The organism is Paracoccus sp. BR5-17 (genome assembly GCF_055693925.1).
This window is the reverse complement of record NZ_JBVFUV010000002.1, coordinates 120,001-140,803: the sequence shown is the minus strand read 5'-3', so window position 1 is coordinate 140,803 and position 20,803 is coordinate 120,001. Positions and strand designations below refer to the sequence as shown.

Sequence of the window (20,803 nt, the reverse complement as noted above, 5' to 3'; positions counted from 1 at the left end):
ATGCGCTTCCTGTTCTACACCCACTCGCTGATCTCGGACTGGAACCACGGCAACGCGCATTTCCTGCGCGGCGTGATGCGCGAGCTGCTGGCCCTGGGCCACGAGGCCTTGGCCCTCGAGCCCGAGGACAGCTGGAGCCGCCAGAACCTGCTGGCAGACGGCGGCCCCCGCGCGGTCGAGGATTTCCACGCCACCTTCCCGATGCTGCGGACCCGGATCTACGGCCCGGACTTCGACCATGCGGCGGCGGTGGACGGGGCCGACGTGGTGGTGGTCCACGAATGGTCCGACCCGGCCCTGGTCAGCCGCATCGGCGCCCTGCGCCGCGACGGCGGGCGCTTCACCGCGCTGTTCCACGACACCCACCACCGCGCCGTCAGCCGCGAGGGCGAGATCGCCGGCCTCGACCTGTCCGGCTATGACGGCATCCTGGCCTTCGGCGAGACGCTGCGCGAGCGCTATCTGAAGGCGGGCTGGGGGCGGCAGGTCTTCGCCTGGCACGAGGCCGCCGACACCGCCCTGTTCCGCCCGATCGAGGCCCCCGACGAGGGCGACCTGATCTGGATCGGCAACTGGGGCGACGACGAACGCAGCGCCGAACTGGCCGAGTTCCTGATCCGCCCGGTCCGCGACCTGAAGCTGCGCGCCAGCGTGCGCGGCGTGCGCTATCCCGACCACGCGCTGCGGCAACTGGCGGATGCGGGCATCGCCTATGGCGGCTGGATCGCCAATGCCCGCGCCCCGGAAGCCTTCGCCCGCCACCGCGTCACGGTCCATGTGCCGCGCGGCCCTTACGTGCGCGAACTGCCCGGCATCCCCACCATCCGCCCCTTCGAGGCCCTGGCCTGCGCCATTCCCCTGGTCTCGGCCCCCTGGAGCGACGCCGAGGGGCTGTTCCGCGAGGGCGATTTCCGCTGGGCGCGCGACGGCCATCAGATGCGCGCGCATCTGCGCGAGCTGGTCAACGACCCCGCCGCGCGCGCCGAACAGGCCGCGCGGGGGCTGGAAACCATCCGCGCCCGCCACAGCTGCGCCCACCGCGCCGCCGAACTGCTGGCCATCCTGGACACCCTGACCGCCCGCGAAAGGAAAAGCGCATGAAGATCGCCTTCTACGGATCCAGCCTGCTCTCGGCCTACTGGAACGGCGCGGCGACCTATTACCGCGGGATGCTCAGGGCGCTTGCCGCGCGCGGCTATGACATCACCTTCTTCGAGCCCGACGTCTATGACCGCCAGGCCAACCGCGACATCGACCCGCCCGACTGGTGCCGGGTGGTGGTCTACGAGGGCACCGTCGAGGCGCTTGAACAGGTGGCCGCCCAGGCCGCCGATTACCGGATCGTCGTCAAGGCCTCGGGCGTGGGCTTCCAGGACGACCTGCTGCTGACCCGGGTGATGGCGGCGGCGCGGCCGGGCGCGCTGCGCGTCTTCTGGGACGTGGACGCGCCCGCCACGCTGGCCGAACTGCGCGCCGCGCCCGACCACCCGCTGCGGCGGATGCTGCCCGACCTGGATCTGGTGCTGACCTATGGCGGCGGCGATCCGGTGGTGGCGGCCTATCGCGGCTTGGGCGCGCGGGACTGCGTGCCGGTCTACAACGCGCTCGACCCCGACACGCATTTCCCGGTGGCCCCCGACCCGCGCTTTGCCTGCGACCTGGCCTTCCTGGGCAACCGCCTGCCCGACCGCGACGCCCGCGTGGCCGAGTTCTTCCTGAAGCCCGCCACGCTGTCGCCCGACCGGTCCTTCCTGATCGGCGGCTCGGGCTGGGGCGACGTGGCGATGCCGCCCAACATCCGCAAGCTGGGCCATGTCGGCACCGCCGACCACAACGCGCTGAACTGCACGCCGCGCATGGTGCTGAACGTCGCCCGCGACAGCATGGCCGCCAACGGCTTTTCTCCCGCCACCCGCGTGTTCGAGGCCGCCGGCGCGGGCGCCTGCCTCATCACCGACCAGTGGGAGGGGATCGAGCTGTTCCTGACCCCGGACGAGGAGGTTCTGGTGGCCCGAGACGGGCAGGACGTGGCCGACCTGCTGGCGGCCACCGACGCCGACCGGGCCGCCCGGATCGGCCGCGCCGCCCTGGCCCGGGTGCTGGCCGACCACACCTATGCCAACCGCGCCGAACAGGCCGACGCGCTGTTTCGCGCCCGCGCCGGGCGCATGGAGGCCGCGGAATGAACGTCGCAAGCCCCGGCCGCCCCCGCGACATCGTGATCCTGGGCCTGTCGCTGTCCTCGTCCTGGGGAAACGGCCATGCGACGACCTTCCGCGCGCTCATCAAGGGCCTGGCCGCCCTGGGCCACCGGGTGCTGTTTCTGGAACGCGACACCCCCTGGTATGCGCCCCATCGCGACCTGCCCGACCCGGACTTCTGCGAGCTTGTCCTCTATGACGACATGGCGGCGATGCTGGCGCGATACGGCGACCGGCTGCGGGGCGCCGACAGCGTGATGGTCGGATCCTACGTCCCCGACGGCATCGCGCTGATCGACCGGCTGGCCGGCATGGGGCTGCGGCAGCTGACCTTCTACGACATCGACACGCCGGTGACGATGCAGGCCCTGGACGACGGCAGCTGCGCCTATCTGGCGCCCCGGCAGATCCCGCTGTTCGACATCTATTTCAGCTTCTCGGGCGGGGCGGTGCTGGACCATCTGCGCGACCGGCGCGGCGCCCGCCGGGCCGAGGCGCTGTTCTGTTCGGTGGACGAGACGCTCTATCCCGTGCTGGACCTGCCGAAACGCTGGGATCTGGGCTATCTGGGCACCTATTCGCCCGACCGCCAGCCGACGCTGGAAGCGCTGCTGCTGGAACCGGCGCGGCGCCTGCCCGACCGGCGCTTCGTGGTGGCCGGCCCGCAATATCCCGCCGGCATCGACTGGCCCGCCAATGTCGATCGGATCGACCATCTGCCCCCCGCCGACCACCCCGCCTTCTACAACGCGCAGCGCTTCACGCTGAACGTCACGCGGGCGGCGATGCGGCGCATGGGCTGGTCGCCCAGCGTCCGCCTGTTCGAGGCCGGGGCCTGCGGCGTGCCGGTCATCAGCGACGACTGGCCGGGCCTGGGGGATCTGTTCGCCGACGGCCAGGCCATCGCCATCGCGCGGGGCACCGACGACGTGGTGCGCGCCCTGACCGCCACCGACCCCGACCGGTCGCGCCGGCTGGGACAGGCCGCGCGGCAGGTGGTGCTGGCCGGCCATACCGGCCGCGCCCGCGCGCGCGAGATGATCCGGGCCATCGAGGCCGCCCCCGTCGAACCCTGAACGCAACCGGAGGATGACATGACGACACCGAACCAGATGACGATCCTTGTGGCAGGCGGCGCGGGCTTTGTCGGTCATCACCTCTGCGACGCGCTGCTGCGGCAGGGGCACCGGGTGATCTGCCTCGACAGCTTCCTGACCGGGCGCGAGGACAACATCCTGCCGCTCTGCGCCCATGACGGCTTCCGGCTGATCCGCCACGACGTGTCCCAGCCGGTCAGGATCGCCGAACCTCTGGACCGGGTCTACAACCTCGCCAGCCCGGCCTCGCCGCCGCACTACCAGGCCGATCCGATCCATACCATGATGACCAACGTCGCGGGGACGCTGCACCTGCTGACGCTGGCAGAGGCCCACGGCGCGCGGTTCCTGCAGGCCTCGACCAGCGAGGTCTATGGCGACCCCGAGATCCATCCCCAGCCCGAGGATTACGTGGGCCACGTGAACTGCACCGGCCCCCGCGCCTGCTACGACGAAGGCAAGCGCGCGGCCGAGGCGCTGTGCCACGACTTCCTGCGCGCGGGCCGCGCGGATGTGCGGGTGGCGCGGATCTTCAACACCTACGGTCCCAGGATGCGCGCCGATGACGGGCGGATCGTGTCGAACATGATCGTGCAGGCGCTGACCGGCGCGCCGATGACGGTCTATGGCGACGGCAGCCAGACGCGCAGCTTCTGCTATGTCTCGGACCTGGTCGCCGGCCTGATCGCGCTGATGGAGGCCCGCACCGCCCCCGCCACGCCCGTCAACCTGGGCAACCCCGAGGAATTCCAGATCCGCGAACTGGCCCGGCTGGTGCGCGACCTGATCCCCACCCGTTCGCGCATCGTCCACTTGCCCCTGCCCCAGGACGATCCCCGCCGGCGGCGGCCCGACATCGCCCGGGCGCGCGAACTGCTGGGCTGGCAGCCCCGGGTGACGCTGGCGCAGGGCCTGCCGCAGACCATCGCCTGGTTCGCCGCGACGGTGCAGCCCGCCGCCGTCCCGCAAAAGGCGCACCTGGCCGACGCCGTCCTGCCGGGCTGACCGCGCGGCCTGTCCGGCCTCTGGCGGCACGGCCGCGCCTTCAGGGGCGGGGCCGGCCCCGCGGCCGGCCCCGCCCCATGGCCGTGTCAGCTGGTCACGTCCTTGCGCTCCAGTTCGTCGTATTGGCGGCGGCCCAGTTCGGATTCGATGGTGTTGCGGTTCCCCTCCGGCGGGTCCTGCTCCAGCCGCACCGTCGGGGTTGCGTCGTCCTCGTCGATCTGGGCGCGCGCCTGTTGCCAGTGCTGGTCGTGCATCCCCTCGGGCCGGCCCTGCTCCTCCCACAGCTGGTGGGCGCGGTGCCTTATCCGATCCTCGCGACTTTCCTGCATTTTCGCCTCGCATTTGAATAATGTGATGGAACCGGAAAACGCGGCCGGCGGTTCCCCGGTGCGACGGCTCGGACAGCGGATAGGCCCGAATTGATTTTTGTGGAATTGAAATGGCATCGGTCCCAAACGGCCCGCGATTGTCGCCATAAAATGCTGTTCCAGAACCCGAAGATCGGCGGAATCGCGCCCAGTCACCGGCCTGTGGCAGGGGATGGATCTGGTCGGGGCCGCGAAATTGTCTATCTATAATCCCATGAGTATCGGGTTCCTGCGTTTTCAAACGTTGGTCGTCAACAAAATCGTCTTGAAGCGGTGCGCTAAATGACAAAGACATCGTTGCGGATATTGGTCGTCGAGGAGGATTTCCTCTCGGCGCGCCGGCTGACGAACGACATTCGCGCCAATGGCGATCATGTCGTGGGTCCCTTCACTGACGTGCATGACGCCATCCACGGCGTCGGGCTGGCGCAGGCCGCGATCCTCAACGTCAGGGCGCAGGACGGCACCTCGTTCACCGTGGCCGATCTCGCTCAGCCGCGGCGGCGTGCCCTTCGTCTTCCTGACCGGCCAGGACCGCTGGCACATCCCGCAACGCTTCTCGGCGCGCCCGGTCTTTTCCAAGCCGGCCCCCGCGGCGGCGCTGCTGAACAACCTCCACCGCGAACATGCGCGCACCGCCGAACCCGACCGCGACAGCATGGAGCGGGTCGTGCTGGACATGATCCACGCCGCCCGCGGCTGGATGCCCGACCCCGCCTCGGCCGAACGCCTGGTCGAGGCCGCGCTGCTCCGCGCCATCCGCGAACAGGGCGAGGGCTCGGCCCCCCGCGACCTGCGCGGCTGGCTGTCGCGGCTGCTGGAACGCGAATACCGCGAACGCGGCCGGCGGCTTCTGAACTGAGCCGCTTGCCGTAACGGCAACCTTGGCGAAAGCCCGGGTGGCGGTTTAGAAACCTGCCCATGCCGACCGACGACGACATCCCTCCGGCCCCGTCCCAAGGCGATCCCGCGCCGGCCGATCGCGGCCCAGGCACGCCCGACCAGGCGCTGCCGCCCCGCCTGCGCGATCTGGCCACCCGGCTGGCCCGCGCCCTGGCCCGTCCCCGTCCCGGGGGCTGATCCGCGCGACGCGGCGGCGGCGGGGCCATCGGGTCCTTGCGCGGCGCCCGCCGGCGTGCATTCTGGCGGCAAGGCCCAGGCAGGATATGGCGATGCCCGAAGACCATCACGGGGACGAGATTTCGGGCCTGATCCAGCGGGTCTCGCTGCGCGACCGGCGCGCCTTCGACAGGCTCTACCACGCCACCGCCCCCAAGCTGTTCGGCACCTGCCTGCGAATCCTGCGCGACCGCGCCGAGGCCGAGGAGGCCGTGCAGGAGGTGTTCGTGCGCATCTGGCTGAAGGCGGGGCGCTTTTCGGTCACCGGCCAAAGCCCGATGTCCTGGCTGATCGCCATCGCCCGCAACCACGCCATCGACCGGCTGCGCGCGCGCCGCGGCGCCTCGGCCGCCGTGACCGGCGCGCTTGACGATGCCGCCTTCGCGGTCCGCGACCCCGGCCCCACCCCCGAGGCGCGGGTGCTGGCGCAGGCCGAACGCAGCCGCCTGGACGGCTGCCTGTCGCAGCTTGACGGCGACCGCGCGGCGGCGGTGCGCGGCGCCTATCTGGACGGCCACAGCTACGCCGACCTGGCGCAGCGCCACGGCGTGCCCCTGAACACCATGCGCACCTGGCTGCGCCGCAGCCTGATGCGCCTGAAGGAGTGTCTGGAACCATGAGCGGCCTGGACAGCGAACGCCCCGGCGACATCCCGCCCGAGGACGGCGACGACATCCTGGCGGCCGAGTTCGCCCTGGGCGTGCTGCCCCCGGACGACCACGCCAACCTGGCGCGCCGGGTCAGGACCGACCCCGCCTTCGCCCGCCTCGTGGCCGGCTGGCAGGACCGCCTGCTGCCCCTGGCGGACGGCTTCGCGCCCGCCGCCCCGTCCCCCGCGGTCAAGCAGGCGCTCGACCGGCACCTGTTCGGCGCCCCGGCCCGGCCCGGCCTCTGGCGCAGCCTGGCGCTGTGGCGCGGGCTGACCGCCGCCGCCACCGCCGGGCTGCTGCTGGCACTGGCCCTGCCGGTGCTGTCGCCGCCGCCGCCGGAAATCCGGCTGGTCGCGCTGCTGGCGCACGAAGGCAGCAACGTCCACTACATGGCCGTCTATGACAGCGACGACGGCGCGGTGGGCCTGTCGCATCTGTCGGGCAGCCCGGCCGAAGGCCAGGACTTCGAACTGTGGGTCATCGAGGATCCGCAGCAGCCGCCGGTCTCGCTGGGGGTGATCCCCGCAGGCGCACCCGCCGCGCACCTGAGCCTTGACGGCCGCACCCGCGCCCTGGTCGAGGCCGGCGCCCGGCTGGCCATCACGCTGGAACCCGAGGGCGGGTCGGACAGCGGACAGCCCACCGGCGCGGTGGTGGCGGCGGGCGATCTGCGCGCCATCTGACCCCCGCCCCCTCGCGGGCCGAAAAAAATTGCCGGGCCTGAAACTTTGGCGTGGCCCGCCTCGTGGCTGTTGCGACCCCCGCGGAAATGGGGGCAGCACCAAGGAGAAGATGCCATGAGGACGACCACCACGACCCTGTTCGCCGCCGCCGCTCTGGCCCTGGCCGCCGGCACCGCCGCCCGCGCGCAGGAAACCACCATCGTCGAGGCCGCCGCCGCCTCGCCCGACCACAGCACGCTGGTCGCCGCCGTCGAGGCCGCGGGCCTCGCCGAGACGCTGGGCGGCGAAGGCCCGCTGACCGTCTTCGCCCCCGTCAACGCCGCCTTCGAGGCGCTGCCCGCGGGCACCGTCGACAGCCTGCTGCAGCCCGAGAACCGCGAGCAGCTTGCCACCATCCTGACCTGCCACGCGGTCGGCGCCGAGGTGATGTCCGACGCCCTGGCGCAGATGATCGCCGACGACGGCGGAAGCCACGTCATCGAGACCCTGGGCGGCTGCCGGCTGACCGCACAGGCCGCGGACGGCACCATCACCCTGACCGACGAGAACGGCACCGTCGCCACCGTGACCGCGGCCGATCTGGACCAGTCGAACGGCGTGATCCACGTCATCGACGCCGTGCTGCTGCCGCAGGGCTGACGGCAGCGGCGGGCGGGGGCTGACCCGCCCGCCCATCCCCCCGGCCCTGCTAGGCGCCCCCGTCCCCGGCCATCAGATCCGGGGACAGGTCCTGCCAGAAGGCCAGGATGCGGGCCGCGTTCAGCGGCGACATCCAGCCGTGGCGCTCGAAGTCGTCGCGCAGGCGGGCATCGGCAAGCTGGCTCATGAACAGCCGCCTGTCGGCGTCGCGCTGCGTGGGCGTGCGCGCCTTCACCGCCGCCAGGATCCTCCGCAGCCGCTCGGCCCGGGCCGCGGTCTGCGCCGCCGGTCCCGCCCCCGCCCCCTGCCCTTCCGTTCCGGCGCGCGCCGATTCCCCCGGCTCTTTTCCGTCAAGCGCGGCGGTCAGGTAGCCGATCTTGCTGCGCACGCCGTCGCGCCCCTCGACATAGGCCAGCTTGGCCAGGACCTGTTCCTCGCCATGCGCGGACAGCCATTGCCGGGCCAGCCGGTCGCTGACGCCAAGCGCGCGCAGCCGCGCATAGACCGGGCCGTGGCGCGCGCCCTCGCCGTCGTCCATGTCCAGGATCGCCAGTTGCGGGTTCTCGGCGATCAGGAAGCGGATGTCGGTGACCGCGCGGCCGGTCTTCTTCGTCTCGGCGGTCAGGACGATGTTGCTGGTCCGGTTCACCTCGGCCACGGCGGGCTTGATGATCTTGGCGTTCAGGTGCTTGAAGGTCTCGTAATAGGCCGACCCGTCCACCCCCATCAGCCGCCGGAACAACTCGATCGGCCACCAGCCGGTCGATCCGGTCCTGACGAAGCGGTAGCAGTTCTCGTAGAGCGCAAGCGCATGGCCGCTGGTGAAGCGCCGCTGGATGTTCAGGTTGATCAGCGCGAAGACCTTGGGATCGTGCAGCTTCTCGGCCAGGGCGGGGGAATAGGCGTATTCGCAGACCCCGGCCTTCAGCCGCGCGAAGGACAGCAGGCTGGACACCCCCCATTCCTGCTGGCCCTTCTCGTCCAGCATGTCCCATTCGGCGACCGTCTCGGCCAGGCCGCGCAGCGACTGCTTCAGCGTGTCGAAGTCGTTGGAATTGTAGCCGATCATCAGGCACAGCGTGCGCGCGTCGATCTGGTGGCGGGTGCTGCTGATCAGCGTGTCATAGGCGTTGAGCAGCAGCACGTTGGACAGCTTGCGCTGCAGCAGCGTCAGCTTGCCCGAGACATGGATCGCCGCGACGTGCTTCTTGACCGCCCCCCGGCGCAGGGCGCCCGTCAGCTGGTCGCGCGGAATCTCTTGCATGGGGGTCCCGTCCGGTGGCGTCGCCGTATCATCGCCCGAAAGGTGCCCGATGGCAATGTCGCGGCAGGCACCCTTTTGGGGAAACGCGCGGCGCGGACGCCATCCCGGAAACGGGTTCCTTGGGGTGATCTCTCCTCCTCCAGGGTTCCCGTTTACGGGATGATCGCGCCGCTGCCTGGCGGGATCCGGGTCTTTAGACCGCGGAAAAGCGCTCATTCATGCCGTTCCCGCGAATCGGCGCCCCTGCTCCCGGAATCGGGTGCCCCCCGCCCCGGAATCGGGTACCAGTGATCCCGAAGACGGGTTCCTTAGTGCAGATAAGTTGCTGTTTTATAGTGAATATTGCAGGACAAAGACTCTAAAGGATTCATAGCTTCTTGAATCGAATGAGAGGACTTTCAGGCGGATTTAGGGGGTTTCGCCGCGAAACCGCGGCGGCGGGCGACGATTTCCCTTTGCATGTGCCGCAGTTTCGGAAAAAGACTGTGAAAGCCGCACATCGCTGGAACTGCAACATGTCCTCAGGCAAAGATCCCCTGCCCCCCTATTTCAACATCGACCCCGCCAAGGCGGCGCGGCGGCTGTCCGAGCCGATCGACACCGCCCGATTCGCCAAGGCCGCCGCCTTCGCCACCCGGGGCCGGCAGGACCTGGCCGAACGGGGCTACGCGCCGGATGGCCAGAAGCGCCTGCGCCGCTTCTCGACCTGGGAGGTCTGCCGCTACCTGATCCCGGTGGCGCCCGCGCATTTCCGGCGCGTCCTGCGCAAGTTCCCCGACCTGCCCCAGGGCACCGGCGAGGGCAACTCCAAGTGGTTCAGCCTCGAGGACGTCCTGCGCCTGCGCGACCACTTCGCGGCCGAGGGCGCGGCGGGGCGCGAATACCGCCCCTGGCGCCCCGAGGGGCTGCCCGCCAAGACCATCGCGGTGGCGAACTTCAAGGGCGGCGTCGGCAAGACCTCGACAGCCGCGCACCTGGCCATGTCGGCCGCGCTCGATGGCTACAAGGTGCTGGTCATCGACCTGGATAGCCAGGGCAGCATGACCTCGATCATGGGGGGACGGGTGGCCGACGAATGGTCCACGGCCTTCCCGCTGCTGGCCAAGGACTATGCTCTGGCCCTGCAGGACGAGAACCGCGTCCGCGAGGCCGCGGGCCAGCCCCTGCCCTTCGACGAGACCTTGACCGAGGCGCTGACCATCTCGGCCCGCGACCTGATCCAGACCACCCACTGGCCCAACATCGACCTGCTGGGGGCGCAACTCAACCTCTACTGGGCCGAGTTCCAGGTGCCGGTCTGGCGGATGGGTCTGCGCGGCTGGCCGCTGTGGGACGCCCTTGGCAACGCGCTGTCGCAGGACGGCATCGTGAACGACTATGACATCATCATCCTGGATACCCCCCCGGCCCTGGGCTATCTGACGATCAACGCCCTGGCCGCGGCCGACATCCTGCTGGTGCCGCTGGGCGCGTCGTTCCTGGAATTCGATTCGACCGGGCGCTTCTTCGACATGCTCTATTCGACCTTCGCCAGCGTCGAGGACGGTGAGAACGCGGCCCGTCGCCGCGAGGGGCTGCCCGAGATCCGCTTCGAATGGGACGCGGTGCGGGCCATCATCACCCGCTTCGACGCCGCCCAGCAGACCGATCTGGCCAACGTGATCCAGGCCTATTTCGGCGACTTCATGACCACCTTCCGCCAAGAGGTCACCGCCATGATCGGCCAGGCGGGCGAGCAGGTGAACGGCATCTACGAGGCCGACTACCGCGAGTTCAACCGCGACACCTATGTGCGCGGCCGCGAAACCTTCGACCGCACCTGGGCCGAGGTGAAGGAGCTGATCCTGGGGGCGTGGTGGCGGGATCTTCAGATGGAGCAGGCCGAACAGGGACCGCAGCAGGAGAAGGCACATGGTTAAGCGCAGGCGCCTGGAAACCCCCAGCACCGACGATCTGTCGCGCATCGAGGCCGAGTTTCGCCGCGAAACCTCGGGGCGGCCCTCGGTCGGCCCGGGCATCGCCCCGATCGCCCAGGTCGCGGCCGAGACCGCGGCCCGCGGCGCGCCCGAAGGCGCCGATGCGCGGGCCGCGCGGGCGCGCGACCAGACCGACGCGGAACGGCTGCGCCAGGCCGAAGGGCAGGGGCTGCTGATCGTCGAGCTGCCGCTGGAGCAGATCGACGAGGGGGCGATGATCCGCGACCGGATGGTGATGGACGAGGCCGAGATGACCGAGCTGCGCCTGTCCATCGCCGCCAACGGGCTGCGGCTGCCGATCGAGGTCTTCGAGCTGGAGAAGCCGGCCGGGCAGGGGCCGCGTTATGGGCTGCTGTCGGGCTATCGCCGCCTTCACGCCATGCGGGCGCTGCGCGACCTGACCGGCTCGGACGCCCATGCCCGGATCCGCGCCCTGATCCGGCCGCGCACCCAGGCCGACGCCGCCTTCGTCGCCATGGTCGAGGAGAACGAGGTCCGCGAGGAGCTGAGCCATTTCGAGCGCGGCCGGATCGCGGTCATCGCCGCCAACCAGGGCGCCTTCGCCAATGTCGAGGATGCGGTCAACCGGCTGTTCGCCACCGGGTCGAAGGCCAAGCGGTCCAAGGTGCGGTCCTTCGCGCTGATCTTCGAGGAACTGGGCGACATGCTGCACTTTCCCGAGGCGCTGACCGAAAAGCGCGGCCTGCGGCTGTCGGCGGCGCTGCGCGGCGGCGCCGAGGGGCGGCTGCGGCAGGCGCTGTCGGCGCGCACCCCCGAGGACGCCGAGGAGGAATGGGCGCTGATCGAGCCGGTGGTGGCACAGTCCGAAGGCGCGCCCCGCGAATCCGCCCGCGGCGGAAGGCCGCGCGCGGCGCCGCGGACCGATTACGGCTGGATCGACGACCGCACGCTGCGCACCACCAGCGGCATCACCATCCGCCATGCCCGCGACGGCAAGGCCCATGTTCTGCGCCTGGAAGGGGCGGCCCTGGACAGCGATCTGATGGACAGCCTGATCGCGGAAATCCGCGCCCTTTTGGAACGCTAGGTTTCGCGGCGAAACCCTCGAAGTTGACGCAGCGTCAACTTTCGGACTTGCGGGGGAACGGCGGCCCCAGACCTTGGGATGAGGCGCCTTGGACGCCTTGTCAGGCGCCCGCAGGTTTGCAACACAAGGGCGCAAGACCGGAACCCGGCCCGCCGGCGGGCGTTTCCGCGATGTTCGGCGGGCCCCGCGGCGGGGCCGCGATGGTAGGAGACGACGTGTCAAGGACCAAGGACCTGGCGATCCTGTCGCTGATCGCCGTGCTGATCTGTGCCGTGTTCGTCCTGGATCTGTATGTGCGCCTGGGCACGGCCGTCTGGCTGATCTACATCGTCCCCCTGGGCCTGAGCTTCATCACCGGCCTGACCTGGGCGCCGCTGGCAGTGGCGGTGCTGGCCTGCCTGGGCATGGCCGGCGGCTTCGTGCTGGACGACCATACCGGCCTTGACCCGGCGGTGGCCGTGGTCAACCGCAGCCTGGCCGGTATCCTCTACCTGGGGTTGGGGCTGATCGGCCGGCGGCTGCTGCGCAACCGCACCGCCCGCGACCGCGACGCCTGGATCCGCGACGGCGAGGTGGACCTGTCCGGGGCCCTGCAGGGCGATCCCACCGCCCGCCAACTGGGCGAGCGGGTGCTGTCGGCCCTGGCGCCGCGCCTGGGGGCGCGGGCGGCCCTGGCCTACCGGGCCGAGGACGGCGGGCTTCAGCGGCTGGCGGCCTGGGGCCTGGACGAGACGGGTTCCGACGCGCCCGAAGCTGGCGCCCGTGGCCATCTGGGCCGGGTGCTGGCCGAGGGCGGGCCGGTGCATCTGGAACTGGCCCCCGAGCAGGCGATCGGCTGGGGCTCGGGCCTGGCGCGGGGGCGCGCGGCCCATGCGCTGATCGTGCCGGTGGGCGCGGGCGGGCGGATCGACGGGGTTCTGGAATTCGGCTTCGACGCGCCCCGCGCGCCCGCGTGGCCGACCTGCTGGAGCGGGTGGGCGAACGCATCGCCCTGGCGCTGCGCGCGGTCGCCTATCGGGCGCGGCTGCAGGAACTGCTGGAGGAGACCCGCCGCCAGGCCGAGGAGCTTCGCAGCCACGCCGAGGAGCTGGCCGCCAGCAACGAGGAGCTTGAGGAGCAGAGCCGCGCCCTGCAGGACAGCCAGCGGCGCCTGGAGGAGCAGCAGGCCGAACTGGAGCAGCAGAACAGCCGGCTTGAAGGCCAGACCCAGGAACTGGAGGATCAGCGCGACGCCCTGGCCCAGTCCCGCCGCCAGCTTGAGGCCAAGACCATCGAGCTGGCGCGCGAAAGCCGCTACAAGTCCGAATTCGTCGCCAACATGTCCCACGAGTTGCGCACGCCGCTGAACGCGCTGCTGATCATGGCGCGGCTTCTGGCCGAGAACCGCGGCGGGACCCTGACCCAGGAACAGGTCCGCTGGGCCGAGACCATCGAAAGCTCGGGCAAGGATCTGCTGGTGCTGATCAACGACATCCTGGATCTGTCCAAGATCGAGGCCGGCAAGATGGACGTGACGCGCGAGGCCGTCGATCCCGGCGGCGTGGCGCGCAAGATGGTGCGCGCCTTCGAGGAGCAGGCCCGGTCCAAGGGGCTGGAGCTGGGCTTCGAGCTGGCGCCCGGCCTGAAGCCGGTCCAGACCGACCCGACCCGGCTGGACCAGATCCTGCGCAACCTGCTGTCCAACGCCCTGAAGTTCACCGAGCGCGGCCGGGTGACGCTGCGCATCGGCCCGGCGGCGGGCGGCGGCACCGCGTTTTCGGTCAGCGACACCGGCATCGGCATCGACCCCGACCAGCAGCAGGCGGTGTTCGAGGCCTTCCGCCAGGCCGACGGCACCATCTCGCGCCGCTTCGGCGGCACCGGGCTGGGCCTGTCGATCTCGCGCGAGCTGGCGGGGCTGCTGGGTGGGCGGATCACGCTGGAGAGCCTGCGCGGCCAGGGCAGCACCTTCACGCTGATCCTTCCCGACGCGCCCGGCCACGAGCAGGCGGCGGCCGTCGCCGCGGCGGCGCCCGCGAGTTCGCCCGCGCCGGATCTGGCGCCGGTGGCGGCGGCGGGGCAGGGGGCGGGGCAGGGGGACGACCTGCCGCTGGCCCGGCCCGAAGGCGTGACCGACGACCGCGACGCGATCGGCCCCGGCGACCGGGTGATGCTGGTGGTCGAGGACGATCCGGCCTTCGCCGCCGTGCTGCGCGACCTGGCGCGCGAACTGGGCTTTCGCTGCGTCTGCGTGGACCGGGCCGACGACGCGGTGCGCGCGGCCCGGCGCTTCATGCCGCAGGCGATCGTGCTGGACATCCGCCTGCCCGACCATTCGGGGCTCTCGGCGCTCGACCGGCTCAAGCGCGACACGGCGACGCGCCACATCCCCGTCCACGTCATCTCGGCCGAGGACTACACCCGCGAGGCGATGGCGCAGGGGGCGATCAGCTACATGCTGAAGCCGGTGGCGCGCGACCAGCTGGAAGGCGCGATCCGCAACCTGGAGCAGCGCCTGCAGGGCCGCCTGCGCCGGGTGCTGATCGTCGAGGACGACCCCGCGCAGATGGAGGGGCTGCGCGCCCTTCTGGCCAGCGACGAGGTCGAGACCGTGGGCGCCGGCACCGCCGCCGAGGCCCTGGCGATCTGCCGCAGCCAGACGGTGGACTGCATCGTTCTGGACATGACGCTGCCCGACGCCTCGGGGTTCGACCTGCTGGAGCGGCTGGACGAGGACGGCACCGCCTCGTTCCCGCCGGTGATCGTCTATACCGCCCGCGCCCTGTCCGAGGCCGAGGAACAGCGGCTGCGGCGCTATTCCAAGTCGATCATCATCAAGGGCGCCAAGTCGCCCGAGCGGCTGGTCAACGAGGTGACGCTGTTCCTGCACCAGGTGGTGTCGGAACTGCCCCAGAAGCAGCGCGAGATGCTGGCGGCGTCGCTGAACCGCGATCTCGCAGCTGGAGGGCCGCCGCATCCTGGTGGTCGAGGACGACATCCGCAACGTCTATGCCCTGACCGGCGTCTTCGAGCCGCACGGCGCCACCGTGCAGATCGCCCGCAACGGGCGCGAGGCGCTCGAGGCCCTGGGGCGGATCGACGACGGCGCGGCGCCCAAGGTGGATCTGGTGCTGATGGACGTGATGATGCCCGAGATGGACGGGCTGACCGCCACCCGTGAGATCCGCAAGATCGACCGCTGGAAGACGCTGCCGATCATCATGCTGACCGCCAAGGCCATGGCCGAGGACCAGAACCGCTGCATCGAGGCCGGCGCCAACGACTATCTGTCCAAGCCCCTGGACGTGGACAAGCTGCTGTCGCTGACCCGGGTCTGGATGCCGCGATGAGCCTGGCGCCGGTCCCCGCCGATCCCGCCGACGAGGTCGAGCTGGATCTGCTGCTGGAGGCGCTGCACCGCCGCTGGCACTATGACTTCCGGTCCTATTCGCGCGCCTCGCTGGTCCGGCGGGCGGAACTGGCGCGCGAGAGGCTGGGCTGCGCCACGCTGTCGGAACTGCAGGGCCGGCTTCTGCGCGACGGATCGCTTCTGCCCGACGTGATCGACGCCATGACCGTGCAGGTCAGCGAACTGTTCCGCGACCCGGCCTTCTACCTGGCCCTGCGCCGCGAGGTGGTGCCGCATCTGCGCACCTTTCCGTCGCTGAAGGTCTGGGTGGCGGGCTGCGCGGACGGCGAGGAACTGTACTCGCTGGCGATCCTGCTGCGCGAGGAGGGCCTGCTGGAGCGGACGCTGTTCTACGCCACCGACCTGAACCGCCGCGCCCTGGCCCGGGCCGAGGCGGGGGTCTATGCGATCGACCGGCTGCCGGCCTTCTCGCAGAACTACCAGAAGGCGGGGGGGACGGGAACGCTTGCGGATCACTATACGGCGGCCTATGGACGGGTGGCCTTCGACCGGCGCCTGCGCGAGCGCACGGTCTTTACCGAACACAACCTGGCCACCGACCAGGTCTTTTCCGAGGTGCATCTGGTGTCGTGCCGCAACGTCCTGATCTATTTCGACAGCCCGCTTCAGGACCGCGCGCTTGGCCTGTTCGCCGAGGCGCTGACGCGGGGCGGCTTCCTGGCCTTGGGCGCGCACGAGACGCTGCGCTTCTCGCCGCAGGCGCGCCACTTCGCGGCCTTCGCGGAACCCCACCGGATCTGGCGCCGCACCGCCGGCGGCGATGACGCCCATGCCTGACAGGCCCATCCGCTTCCTGATCGTGGACGACGTCGCCGAGAACATCCTGGCGCTTGACGCGCTGCTGCGCCGCGACGGGCTGGTGGTCGATCACGCCCGGTCCGCGACCGAGGCCCTGGAACTGATGCTGGTCCACGACTATGCCCTGGCGCTGCTGGACGTGCACATGCCCGGCACCGACGGCTACGAGCTGGCCGAGCTGATGCGCTCGACCGAGCGCACCCGGGGCGTGCCCATCATCTTCGTCACCGCCGCCGAGCGCGACGAGACGCGGCGCTTTCGCGGCTATGAGGCGGGGGCGGTCGATTACATCTTCAAGCCGGTCGATCCGGTGGTGCTGAAATCCAAGGCCGAGGTGTTCTTCCGCATCGGCCGGCAGGCGCGCGACCTGCAGCGCCAGCACGACGAGATGCAGCGCATCGCCCATGACCGCGACCGCGCCGCCAGCCTGCTGCGCGCCCATACCGACAATTCGCCGCTGGCCTTCGTGACGCTGGACCAGGATCTGGTGATCCGCGCCTGGTCGAAGGGGGCGGAACGGATGTTCGGCCGGCTGGCCGCCGATCTGCTGGGCCAGCCCGCCGCCCGGACCGGCTGGCTGGACGAGCAGGGCCTGGCGGTGCTGGCGGGCTGGCTGGCGCCGGGCGATGCGGCGCCGCGCCATTCCACCGAACTGTCGCTGGGCCATGCCGACCGCGGCGCGATCCCCTGCGAGGTCCACGGCTCGATCCTGTCGGGCAGCCGGCAGCGGACGCTGTCGCTGCAGATCCTCGACATCACCGAACGCCGCCGCGCCGAGGAGGTGCGGTCGCTGCTGGTGGGCGAGCTGAACCACCGCATCAAGAACACCCTGGCCAATGTCCAGGCCATCGCCCGGCAGGGCCTGCGCCGCGCCCAGGATCTGCGGGACTTCGAGCAGAGCTTCGTGGGCCGCCTGCAGGCGCTGTCGCGCGCCCATTCGATCCTGTCGGATTCGACCTGGGCCAGTGCGCCGCTGGACCAGCTGATCGACGACCAGATCCGCGTGGGCACGCTGGACGCCGAGCGGCTGCGCCGCAGCGGCCCGGCGGTCGAACTGACCCCCGACACCATGCTGCGCATGGCGCTGACGCTGCACGAACTGGCCACCAACGCCGCCAAATACGGCGCGCTGTCGGTGCCGCAGGGCGGCATGGTGCATCTGGACTGGCGGCTTGACGAGGATGGCGGGCTGGTCCTGACCTGGCGCGAGACCGGCGGCCCGGCGGTGGTGGCGCCCGATCACGGCGGCTTCGGGTCTGACCTGATCGCCGCCGTCGCCGGCGGCGAGGCCGGGGCCGTGTCGGCGGACTGGCGCCCCGAGGGGGTGGCCTGGACCATCCGCCTGTCCGAGGGCGCGAGGCCCCTGGCCGGGCGGCCGGCGCCGCCCACGCCCGCAGCCGAGGCGGCCGAGGGCCAGGCCGGCGTGCTGCGCGGGTCGGCGGTGCTGCTGGTCGAGGACGAGCCCCTGGTGGCCCTGGACATCCAGGAGGAACTGGAACTGGCGGGCGCGGGCCAGGTCCGCATCGCCCGCAGCGTGGACGCCGCCCTGGCCGCCCTGGACGAGCAAGACTTCGACCTGGCGCTGCTGGACGGCAACCTGAAGGGCGAGCCGGTGGATAGCGTCGCCGCGCGCCTGCGCGGGGCGGCGGTGCCGTTCTGCTTCGTGTCCGGCTATGGCCGCGAGCATCTGCCCCAGGGCTTCGACGAGGCGCCGCTGATCCAGAAGCCTTTCCCGCCATCCTCGCTGCGCCGGATCCTGGGCGAACTGCTGTATCCGCGCGGCGCCCGCGCCGCGGAATAGCTGGGGCAGGCAGGCGGGCGGGCGGTCAGGGCTGCGGATGGGCGGGCGGTCAGGTGAAGGGATTGCGGATCCGCAACTGGCCCTCGACCATCATGCCGTCCTGCATGTCCTCGGACCACAGGGTGTCGCATCCCGCCAGCAGCGCCGCCGCCACGATCATCGAATCATAGACGGAAAAGCCGTGGCGCGCGTTCAGCGCCCGGCCGATGTCGTGGCTGCGCAGGTCCAGGTCGCGGACCGCGCAAAGCTGGCGGACGGCGTGCAGGAAATCGGCGGCCTCGTCGGGGGTCATGCGCGCCTTGCGCAGGCAGTTGACCAGCGTCTCGTTCAGGACCTGGACGCTGATGGTGCCGCCCTGCGCCAGCAGCGCTTCGGCGCGGTCGCTTTTGGGACCGTCGTCCAGCAGATAGAGGATGACGTTGGTATCGAAGAAGGCGCCGGCCATCAGCGCCGGTTGGCCTCGTCCCGGTCAAGCCGGTCCTGCGGGGCAAGCCGGCCGCGGAACCGGCGCAGACCGGCCAGGATCTCCTCGGGGCGGGGCTGGCGGACCACGGCGAGCCCCTCGGCCCCGGGGCGCAGGTCGATCTGGTCGCCCTCGCGCAGGTCCAGCCGGCGGACCAGATCGGCGGGCAGGCGCACCGCCAGCGAATTTCCCCATCGGGCAACCTGCATGATCCGAACCCCCGGCCGTTGATCTACAATGTCCAATGTATATCATCCGTCCGGATCCCGCAAGGCCCGGGGCGGCCGGGGCAGGGCAGGGGACGGGGCAGGCGGCTGGGGGGCCGACGCGGCGATCAGCCCCGCCCGTTCGGCGCGCAGCAGCAGTGCCCGCACCGACGAGGGATACCATTTCGGGCTGCCGCGCGGGGTGCGTTCGCGCATGTCCTCGAGCCGCTTGGCGATGCCCGCCAGGGTCAGGTCGGGGTCGGCGTGGCGCATCCCGGCGATGATGGCCAGCAGCCGGTCGTCGGCGCTGCGCCGGGGCGCGCGGTCCAGCACCGCCGCGGGCAGCAGCCCGTCGCGGACATAGCGGCGGGCGGCGCGCTTCAGCCGCTCGACCGTCCAGGGCTGGGCGGTGCGCGCGGCCAGAAGCCGGGTCAGGTCGTCCCAGGCCATCTGCGGGCGGTGGCGGCGCACCAGCGGCAGCCAGGCGTCGGCGGTGGATTCGAGCTTGTTGAAATAGGTCTCGTCGCGCGCCGCGCGCAGCTTGCGGATCGCCTCGCGGTCGCCGGCCTTCAGCGCCGGGTTGCCGCCGACCCGCCCCTGGGCGCGGGCCGCGCGCAACCCCGCCTTGGTCCGTTCCCGGATCAGCGCCCGTTCCAGTTCCGCCACCGCCCCCATCACCTGCAGGGAAAACTTGCCCTGCGCCGTGGTGGTGTCGATCGGATCGCCCAGCGACCGGAAATGCGCGCCCCTGGCCTCCAGCGTCTCGATCACCTGCAGCAGGTGGCTCAGCGACCGGGCCAGCCGGTCGAGGCGCACCACCACCAGCGTCTCGCCGGGGCGGATGGTGGCCAGCAGCCGCGCGAGGGCAGGGCGGGTGCGGTCGGCCCCCGAGGCGTGTTCCTCGTGGATCACGGCGCAGCCCGCCGCGCGCAGTTCGATCCGCTGCGGCTCCAGCGTCTGTTCGCCGGTCGAGACGCGGGCATAGCCGATGAGGGACATGGAGGGCTCCGTTGGCTGTGTTGCGCGGGCGGGCCCGCGCGGCGGCGAAGGCCCGACTGCCTTCCTAGCCGCCGCGGCCCGCGCCGCAACCGTCATCTGCGGCCCCAAGACTTTCAAGGACGCGGGGGGCGGATCTTTCCCGCTGGACCTGGCGGCGGGGTTCTGGCTATGCCTGGGCGAAAGGGGCATCCGCGGCCGGACCGGGCCGCAGGGGGGACGGGCAGATGAGACGCGACGGCTTCGTGGCCAGACTGGCGCTTGCGACGCTGGCGGCGCTGCTGGTGGTCCTGGTCTGGCGCGGCCTTCCCCTGGTCGAGGCGCTGCTGCGCGGGCCGGCCCCGGCGCCGCGGGTGGTGCTGCCGCGCGGCGATCTGGCGGCGCAGGAACAGACCACCATCGCCATCTTCGAGGCGGCGCGCGACAGCGTGGTGTCGATCACCACCGCCAGCCGCGTCGTGGACTTCTGGACCCGCAGCGCCCATGACGTGCCCCGGGGAAGCGGGTCGGGCTTCATCTGGGACGACCGCGGCCATGTGGTGACCAACAACCACGTCATCGCCGGGGCGACCGCCGCCACCGTGCGGCTGGCCGACGGCAGCGCCCATCCGGCGCGGCTGGTGGGCACCGCGCCCGACCACGACCTGGCGGTGCTGCGCATCGACCCCGGCGCCGAGCGGCCCCTGCCGCTGGCCGTCGGCATCAGCGAGGATCTGAAGGTCGGACAGAGCGTCTTCGCCATCGGCAACCCCTTCGGCCTGGACTGGACGCTGACCACCGGCATCGTCTCGGCCCTGGACCGAGAACTGCCGACCGGCCCCGGCACCGCGATCCGCGGGCTGATCCAGACCGACGCGGCGATCAACCCCGGCAATTCCGGCGGCCCGCTTCTGGACAGCGCCGGCCGGCTGATCGGCGTGAACACGGCGATCTACAGCCCCTCGGGGTCAAGCGCGGGGATCGGCTTCGCCGTCCCGGTGGACAGCGTGAACCGCGTCGTGCCCCAGCTGATCGCCACCGGCCGCTATGCCCCGCCGGTGCTGGGGGTGGTCCACGACCCGCGGGGCGATGCGCTTCTGG

At 71.3% G+C, this 20,803-nt stretch carries 22 protein-coding genes and 1 pseudogene (1 of these 23 cut by a window edge); 17 read left to right on the top strand and 6 right to left on the bottom strand.

The window, feature by feature from the left end; genetic code table 11:
* From ACZ1HC_RS00815 to ACZ1HC_RS00800, 4 genes are read left to right on the top strand one after another with little or no spacing between them, the layout of a single operon-like run.
* Window positions 1–1,101 (top strand): CgeB family protein, encoded by a 1,101-nt coding sequence (locus ACZ1HC_RS00815; RefSeq protein ID WP_472698324.1) that lies wholly within the window; start codon window positions 1–3, stop codon window positions 1,099–1,101.
* The gene (locus ACZ1HC_RS00810; RefSeq protein WP_472698323.1) at window positions 1,098–2,186 is read left to right on the top strand and encodes a CgeB family protein; all 1,089 of its coding nucleotides are present in this window, start codon (window positions 1,098–1,100) and stop codon (window positions 2,184–2,186) included. Before ACZ1HC_RS00815 ends, ACZ1HC_RS00810 begins: the two co-directional genes overlap by 4 nt.
* A complete protein-coding gene (locus tag ACZ1HC_RS00805; RefSeq protein WP_472698322.1) occupies window positions 2,183–3,277 on the top strand; it encodes a CgeB family protein in 1,095 nt (364 codons plus the stop codon). Before ACZ1HC_RS00810 ends, ACZ1HC_RS00805 begins: the two co-directional genes overlap by 4 nt.
* Window positions 3,278–3,295: 18 nt before the next feature.
* On the top strand, window positions 3,296–4,303 hold the full coding sequence (locus ACZ1HC_RS00800) for a UDP-glucuronic acid decarboxylase family protein (protein ID WP_472698321.1): 1,008 nt from the start codon (window positions 3,296–3,298) through the stop codon (window positions 4,301–4,303).
* Between the two features lie 86 nt (window positions 4,304–4,389).
* Here ACZ1HC_RS00800 and ACZ1HC_RS00795 read toward each other — a convergent pair whose 3' ends face one another.
* Window positions 4,390–4,632 carry a DUF2934 domain-containing protein gene (locus tag ACZ1HC_RS00795; RefSeq protein ID WP_472698320.1) on the bottom strand — a complete coding sequence of 81 codons (243 nt, stop codon included), beginning with the start codon at window positions 4,630–4,632 and terminating at the stop codon, window positions 4,390–4,392.
* Between the two features lie 276 nt (window positions 4,633–4,908).
* Window positions 4,909–5,046: a hypothetical protein gene (locus tag ACZ1HC_RS00790; RefSeq protein WP_472698319.1), complete on the bottom strand. Its 138-nt coding sequence runs from the start codon at window positions 5,044–5,046 to the stop codon at window positions 4,909–4,911.
* 130 nt (window positions 5,047–5,176) lie between these two features.
* Between ACZ1HC_RS00790 and ACZ1HC_RS00785 the strand changes: the two genes are divergently transcribed.
* The 5 genes from ACZ1HC_RS00785 (at window position 5,177) to ACZ1HC_RS00765 (ending at window position 7,762) form a co-directional block, all read left to right on the top strand.
* Window positions 5,177–5,533, top strand: coding sequence for a response regulator (locus ACZ1HC_RS00785; protein WP_472698318.1), 357 nt, complete (start codon window positions 5,177–5,179; stop codon window positions 5,531–5,533).
* A gap of 59 nt (window positions 5,534–5,592) precedes the next feature.
* Window positions 5,593–5,751: a hypothetical protein gene (locus tag ACZ1HC_RS00780; protein WP_472698317.1), complete on the top strand. Its 159-nt coding sequence runs from the start codon at window positions 5,593–5,595 to the stop codon at window positions 5,749–5,751.
* A gap of 92 nt (window positions 5,752–5,843) precedes the next feature.
* On the top strand, window positions 5,844–6,410 hold the full coding sequence (locus ACZ1HC_RS00775) for a sigma-70 family RNA polymerase sigma factor (protein ID WP_472698316.1): 567 nt from the start codon (window positions 5,844–5,846) through the stop codon (window positions 6,408–6,410).
* A complete protein-coding gene (locus ACZ1HC_RS00770) occupies window positions 6,407–7,123 on the top strand; it encodes an anti-sigma factor (RefSeq protein ID WP_472698315.1) in 717 nt (238 codons plus the stop codon). Before ACZ1HC_RS00775 ends, ACZ1HC_RS00770 begins: the two co-directional genes overlap by 4 nt.
* 114 nt (window positions 7,124–7,237) lie before the next feature.
* Window positions 7,238–7,762 carry a fasciclin domain-containing protein gene (locus tag ACZ1HC_RS00765; protein WP_472698314.1) on the top strand — a complete coding sequence of 175 codons (525 nt, stop codon included), beginning with the start codon at window positions 7,238–7,240 and terminating at the stop codon, window positions 7,760–7,762.
* Between the two features lie 49 nt (window positions 7,763–7,811).
* On the opposite strand, the gene ACZ1HC_RS00760 is transcribed toward ACZ1HC_RS00765, so the two are convergent.
* Window positions 7,812–9,026: a replication initiation protein gene (locus tag ACZ1HC_RS00760; protein WP_472698313.1), complete on the bottom strand. Its 1,215-nt coding sequence runs from the start codon at window positions 9,024–9,026 to the stop codon at window positions 7,812–7,814.
* 515 nt (window positions 9,027–9,541) lie between these two features.
* On the opposite strand from ACZ1HC_RS00760, the gene ACZ1HC_RS00755 reads away from it, so the two are divergent.
* The 7 genes and pseudogenes from ACZ1HC_RS00755 (at window position 9,542) to ACZ1HC_RS00725 (ending at window position 18,058) form a co-directional block, all read left to right on the top strand.
* Window positions 9,542–10,945: an AAA family ATPase gene (locus tag ACZ1HC_RS00755; protein WP_472698312.1), complete on the top strand. Its 1,404-nt coding sequence runs from the start codon at window positions 9,542–9,544 to the stop codon at window positions 10,943–10,945.
* A complete protein-coding gene (locus ACZ1HC_RS00750; RefSeq protein ID WP_472698311.1) occupies window positions 10,938–12,050 on the top strand; it encodes a ParB/RepB/Spo0J family partition protein in 1,113 nt (370 codons plus the stop codon). Before ACZ1HC_RS00755 ends, ACZ1HC_RS00750 begins: the two co-directional genes overlap by 8 nt.
* Before the next feature lie 215 nt (window positions 12,051–12,265).
* Window positions 12,266–13,396, top strand: a complete 1,131-nt coding sequence (locus ACZ1HC_RS00745; protein ID WP_472698310.1) for a hypothetical protein — start codon at window positions 12,266–12,268, stop codon at window positions 13,394–13,396.
* A pseudogene (locus ACZ1HC_RS00740) lies at window positions 13,369–14,838 on the top strand (hybrid sensor histidine kinase/response regulator); the annotation flags it as partial. The gene ACZ1HC_RS00745 and the pseudogene ACZ1HC_RS00740, both read left to right, overlap by 28 nt.
* Window positions 14,839–15,010: 172 nt before the next feature.
* Window positions 15,011–15,379, top strand: a complete 369-nt coding sequence (locus tag ACZ1HC_RS00735; protein ID WP_472698309.1) for a response regulator — start codon at window positions 15,011–15,013, stop codon at window positions 15,377–15,379.
* Window positions 15,376–16,236, top strand: a complete 861-nt coding sequence (locus ACZ1HC_RS00730) for a CheR family methyltransferase (protein ID WP_472698308.1) — start codon at window positions 15,376–15,378, stop codon at window positions 16,234–16,236. Before ACZ1HC_RS00735 ends, ACZ1HC_RS00730 begins: the two co-directional genes overlap by 4 nt.
* Window positions 16,229–18,058 carry a response regulator gene (locus tag ACZ1HC_RS00725; protein WP_472698307.1) on the top strand — a complete coding sequence of 610 codons (1,830 nt, stop codon included), beginning with the start codon at window positions 16,229–16,231 and terminating at the stop codon, window positions 18,056–18,058. The genes ACZ1HC_RS00730 and ACZ1HC_RS00725 overlap by 8 nt, the downstream gene beginning before the upstream one ends.
* Before the next feature lie 49 nt (window positions 18,059–18,107).
* On the opposite strand, the gene ACZ1HC_RS00720 is transcribed toward ACZ1HC_RS00725, so the two are convergent.
* Genes ACZ1HC_RS00720 through ACZ1HC_RS00710 form a run of 3 tightly spaced genes read right to left on the bottom strand, consistent with a single transcriptional unit; the run spans window position 18,108 to window position 19,726 of the window.
* Entirely contained in the window at window positions 18,108–18,503 is a 396-nt protein-coding gene (locus ACZ1HC_RS00720; RefSeq protein ID WP_472698306.1) for a PIN domain-containing protein, read from the bottom strand.
* Window positions 18,503–18,730 (bottom strand): AbrB/MazE/SpoVT family DNA-binding domain-containing protein, encoded by a 228-nt coding sequence (locus ACZ1HC_RS00715; protein WP_472698305.1) that lies wholly within the window; start codon window positions 18,728–18,730, stop codon window positions 18,503–18,505. The genes ACZ1HC_RS00720 and ACZ1HC_RS00715 overlap by 1 nt, the downstream gene beginning before the upstream one ends.
* A gap of 42 nt (window positions 18,731–18,772) precedes the next feature.
* On the bottom strand, window positions 18,773–19,726 hold the full coding sequence (locus tag ACZ1HC_RS00710) for a recombinase family protein (RefSeq protein WP_472698304.1): 954 nt from the start codon (window positions 19,724–19,726) through the stop codon (window positions 18,773–18,775).
* A gap of 224 nt (window positions 19,727–19,950) precedes the next feature.
* Between ACZ1HC_RS00710 and ACZ1HC_RS00705 the strand changes: the two genes are divergently transcribed.
* On the top strand, window positions 19,951–20,803 hold the 5' portion of the coding sequence (locus tag ACZ1HC_RS00705) for a S1C family serine protease (RefSeq protein ID WP_472698303.1). The gene runs 269 nt beyond the window's last position; 853 of the gene's 1,122 nt are visible here — the first part of the coding sequence; its start codon is at window positions 19,951–19,953; the stop codon falls past the right edge of the window.

Coding starts and splice junctions, on each gene's coding strand:
- ACZ1HC_RS00730 (WP_472698308.1), top strand. CDS start 15,376: ATGAGCCTGGCGCCGGTCCCCGCCGATCCCGCCGACGAGGTCGAGCTG.
- ACZ1HC_RS00760 (WP_472698313.1), bottom strand. CDS start 9,026: ATGCAAGAGATTCCGCGCGACCAGCTGACGGGCGCCCTGCGCCGGGGG.
- ACZ1HC_RS00780 (WP_472698317.1), top strand. CDS start 5,593: ATGCCGACCGACGACGACATCCCTCCGGCCCCGTCCCAAGGCGATCCC.
- ACZ1HC_RS00725 (WP_472698307.1), top strand. CDS start 16,229: ATGCCTGACAGGCCCATCCGCTTCCTGATCGTGGACGACGTCGCCGAG.
- ACZ1HC_RS00800 (WP_472698321.1), top strand. CDS start 3,296: ATGACGACACCGAACCAGATGACGATCCTTGTGGCAGGCGGCGCGGGC.
- ACZ1HC_RS00750 (WP_472698311.1), top strand. CDS start 10,938: ATGGTTAAGCGCAGGCGCCTGGAAACCCCCAGCACCGACGATCTGTCG.
- ACZ1HC_RS00790 (WP_472698319.1), bottom strand. CDS start 5,046: ATGATCGCCATTGGCGCGAATGTCGTTCGTCAGCCGGCGCGCCGAGAG.
- ACZ1HC_RS00810 (WP_472698323.1), top strand. CDS start 1,098: ATGAAGATCGCCTTCTACGGATCCAGCCTGCTCTCGGCCTACTGGAAC.
- ACZ1HC_RS00770 (WP_472698315.1), top strand. CDS start 6,407: ATGAGCGGCCTGGACAGCGAACGCCCCGGCGACATCCCGCCCGAGGAC.
- ACZ1HC_RS00715 (WP_472698305.1), bottom strand. CDS start 18,730: ATGCAGGTTGCCCGATGGGGAAATTCGCTGGCGGTGCGCCTGCCCGCC.
- ACZ1HC_RS00815 (WP_472698324.1), top strand. CDS start 1: ATGCGCTTCCTGTTCTACACCCACTCGCTGATCTCGGACTGGAACCAC.
- ACZ1HC_RS00710 (WP_472698304.1), bottom strand. CDS start 19,726: ATGTCCCTCATCGGCTATGCCCGCGTCTCGACCGGCGAACAGACGCTG.
- ACZ1HC_RS00795 (WP_472698320.1), bottom strand. CDS start 4,632: ATGCAGGAAAGTCGCGAGGATCGGATAAGGCACCGCGCCCACCAGCTG.
- ACZ1HC_RS00805 (WP_472698322.1), top strand. CDS start 2,183: ATGAACGTCGCAAGCCCCGGCCGCCCCCGCGACATCGTGATCCTGGGC.
- ACZ1HC_RS00765 (WP_472698314.1), top strand. CDS start 7,238: ATGAGGACGACCACCACGACCCTGTTCGCCGCCGCCGCTCTGGCCCTG.
- ACZ1HC_RS00775 (WP_472698316.1), top strand. CDS start 5,844: ATGCCCGAAGACCATCACGGGGACGAGATTTCGGGCCTGATCCAGCGG.
- ACZ1HC_RS00755 (WP_472698312.1), top strand. CDS start 9,542: ATGTCCTCAGGCAAAGATCCCCTGCCCCCCTATTTCAACATCGACCCC.
- ACZ1HC_RS00720 (WP_472698306.1), bottom strand. CDS start 18,503: ATGGCCGGCGCCTTCTTCGATACCAACGTCATCCTCTATCTGCTGGAC.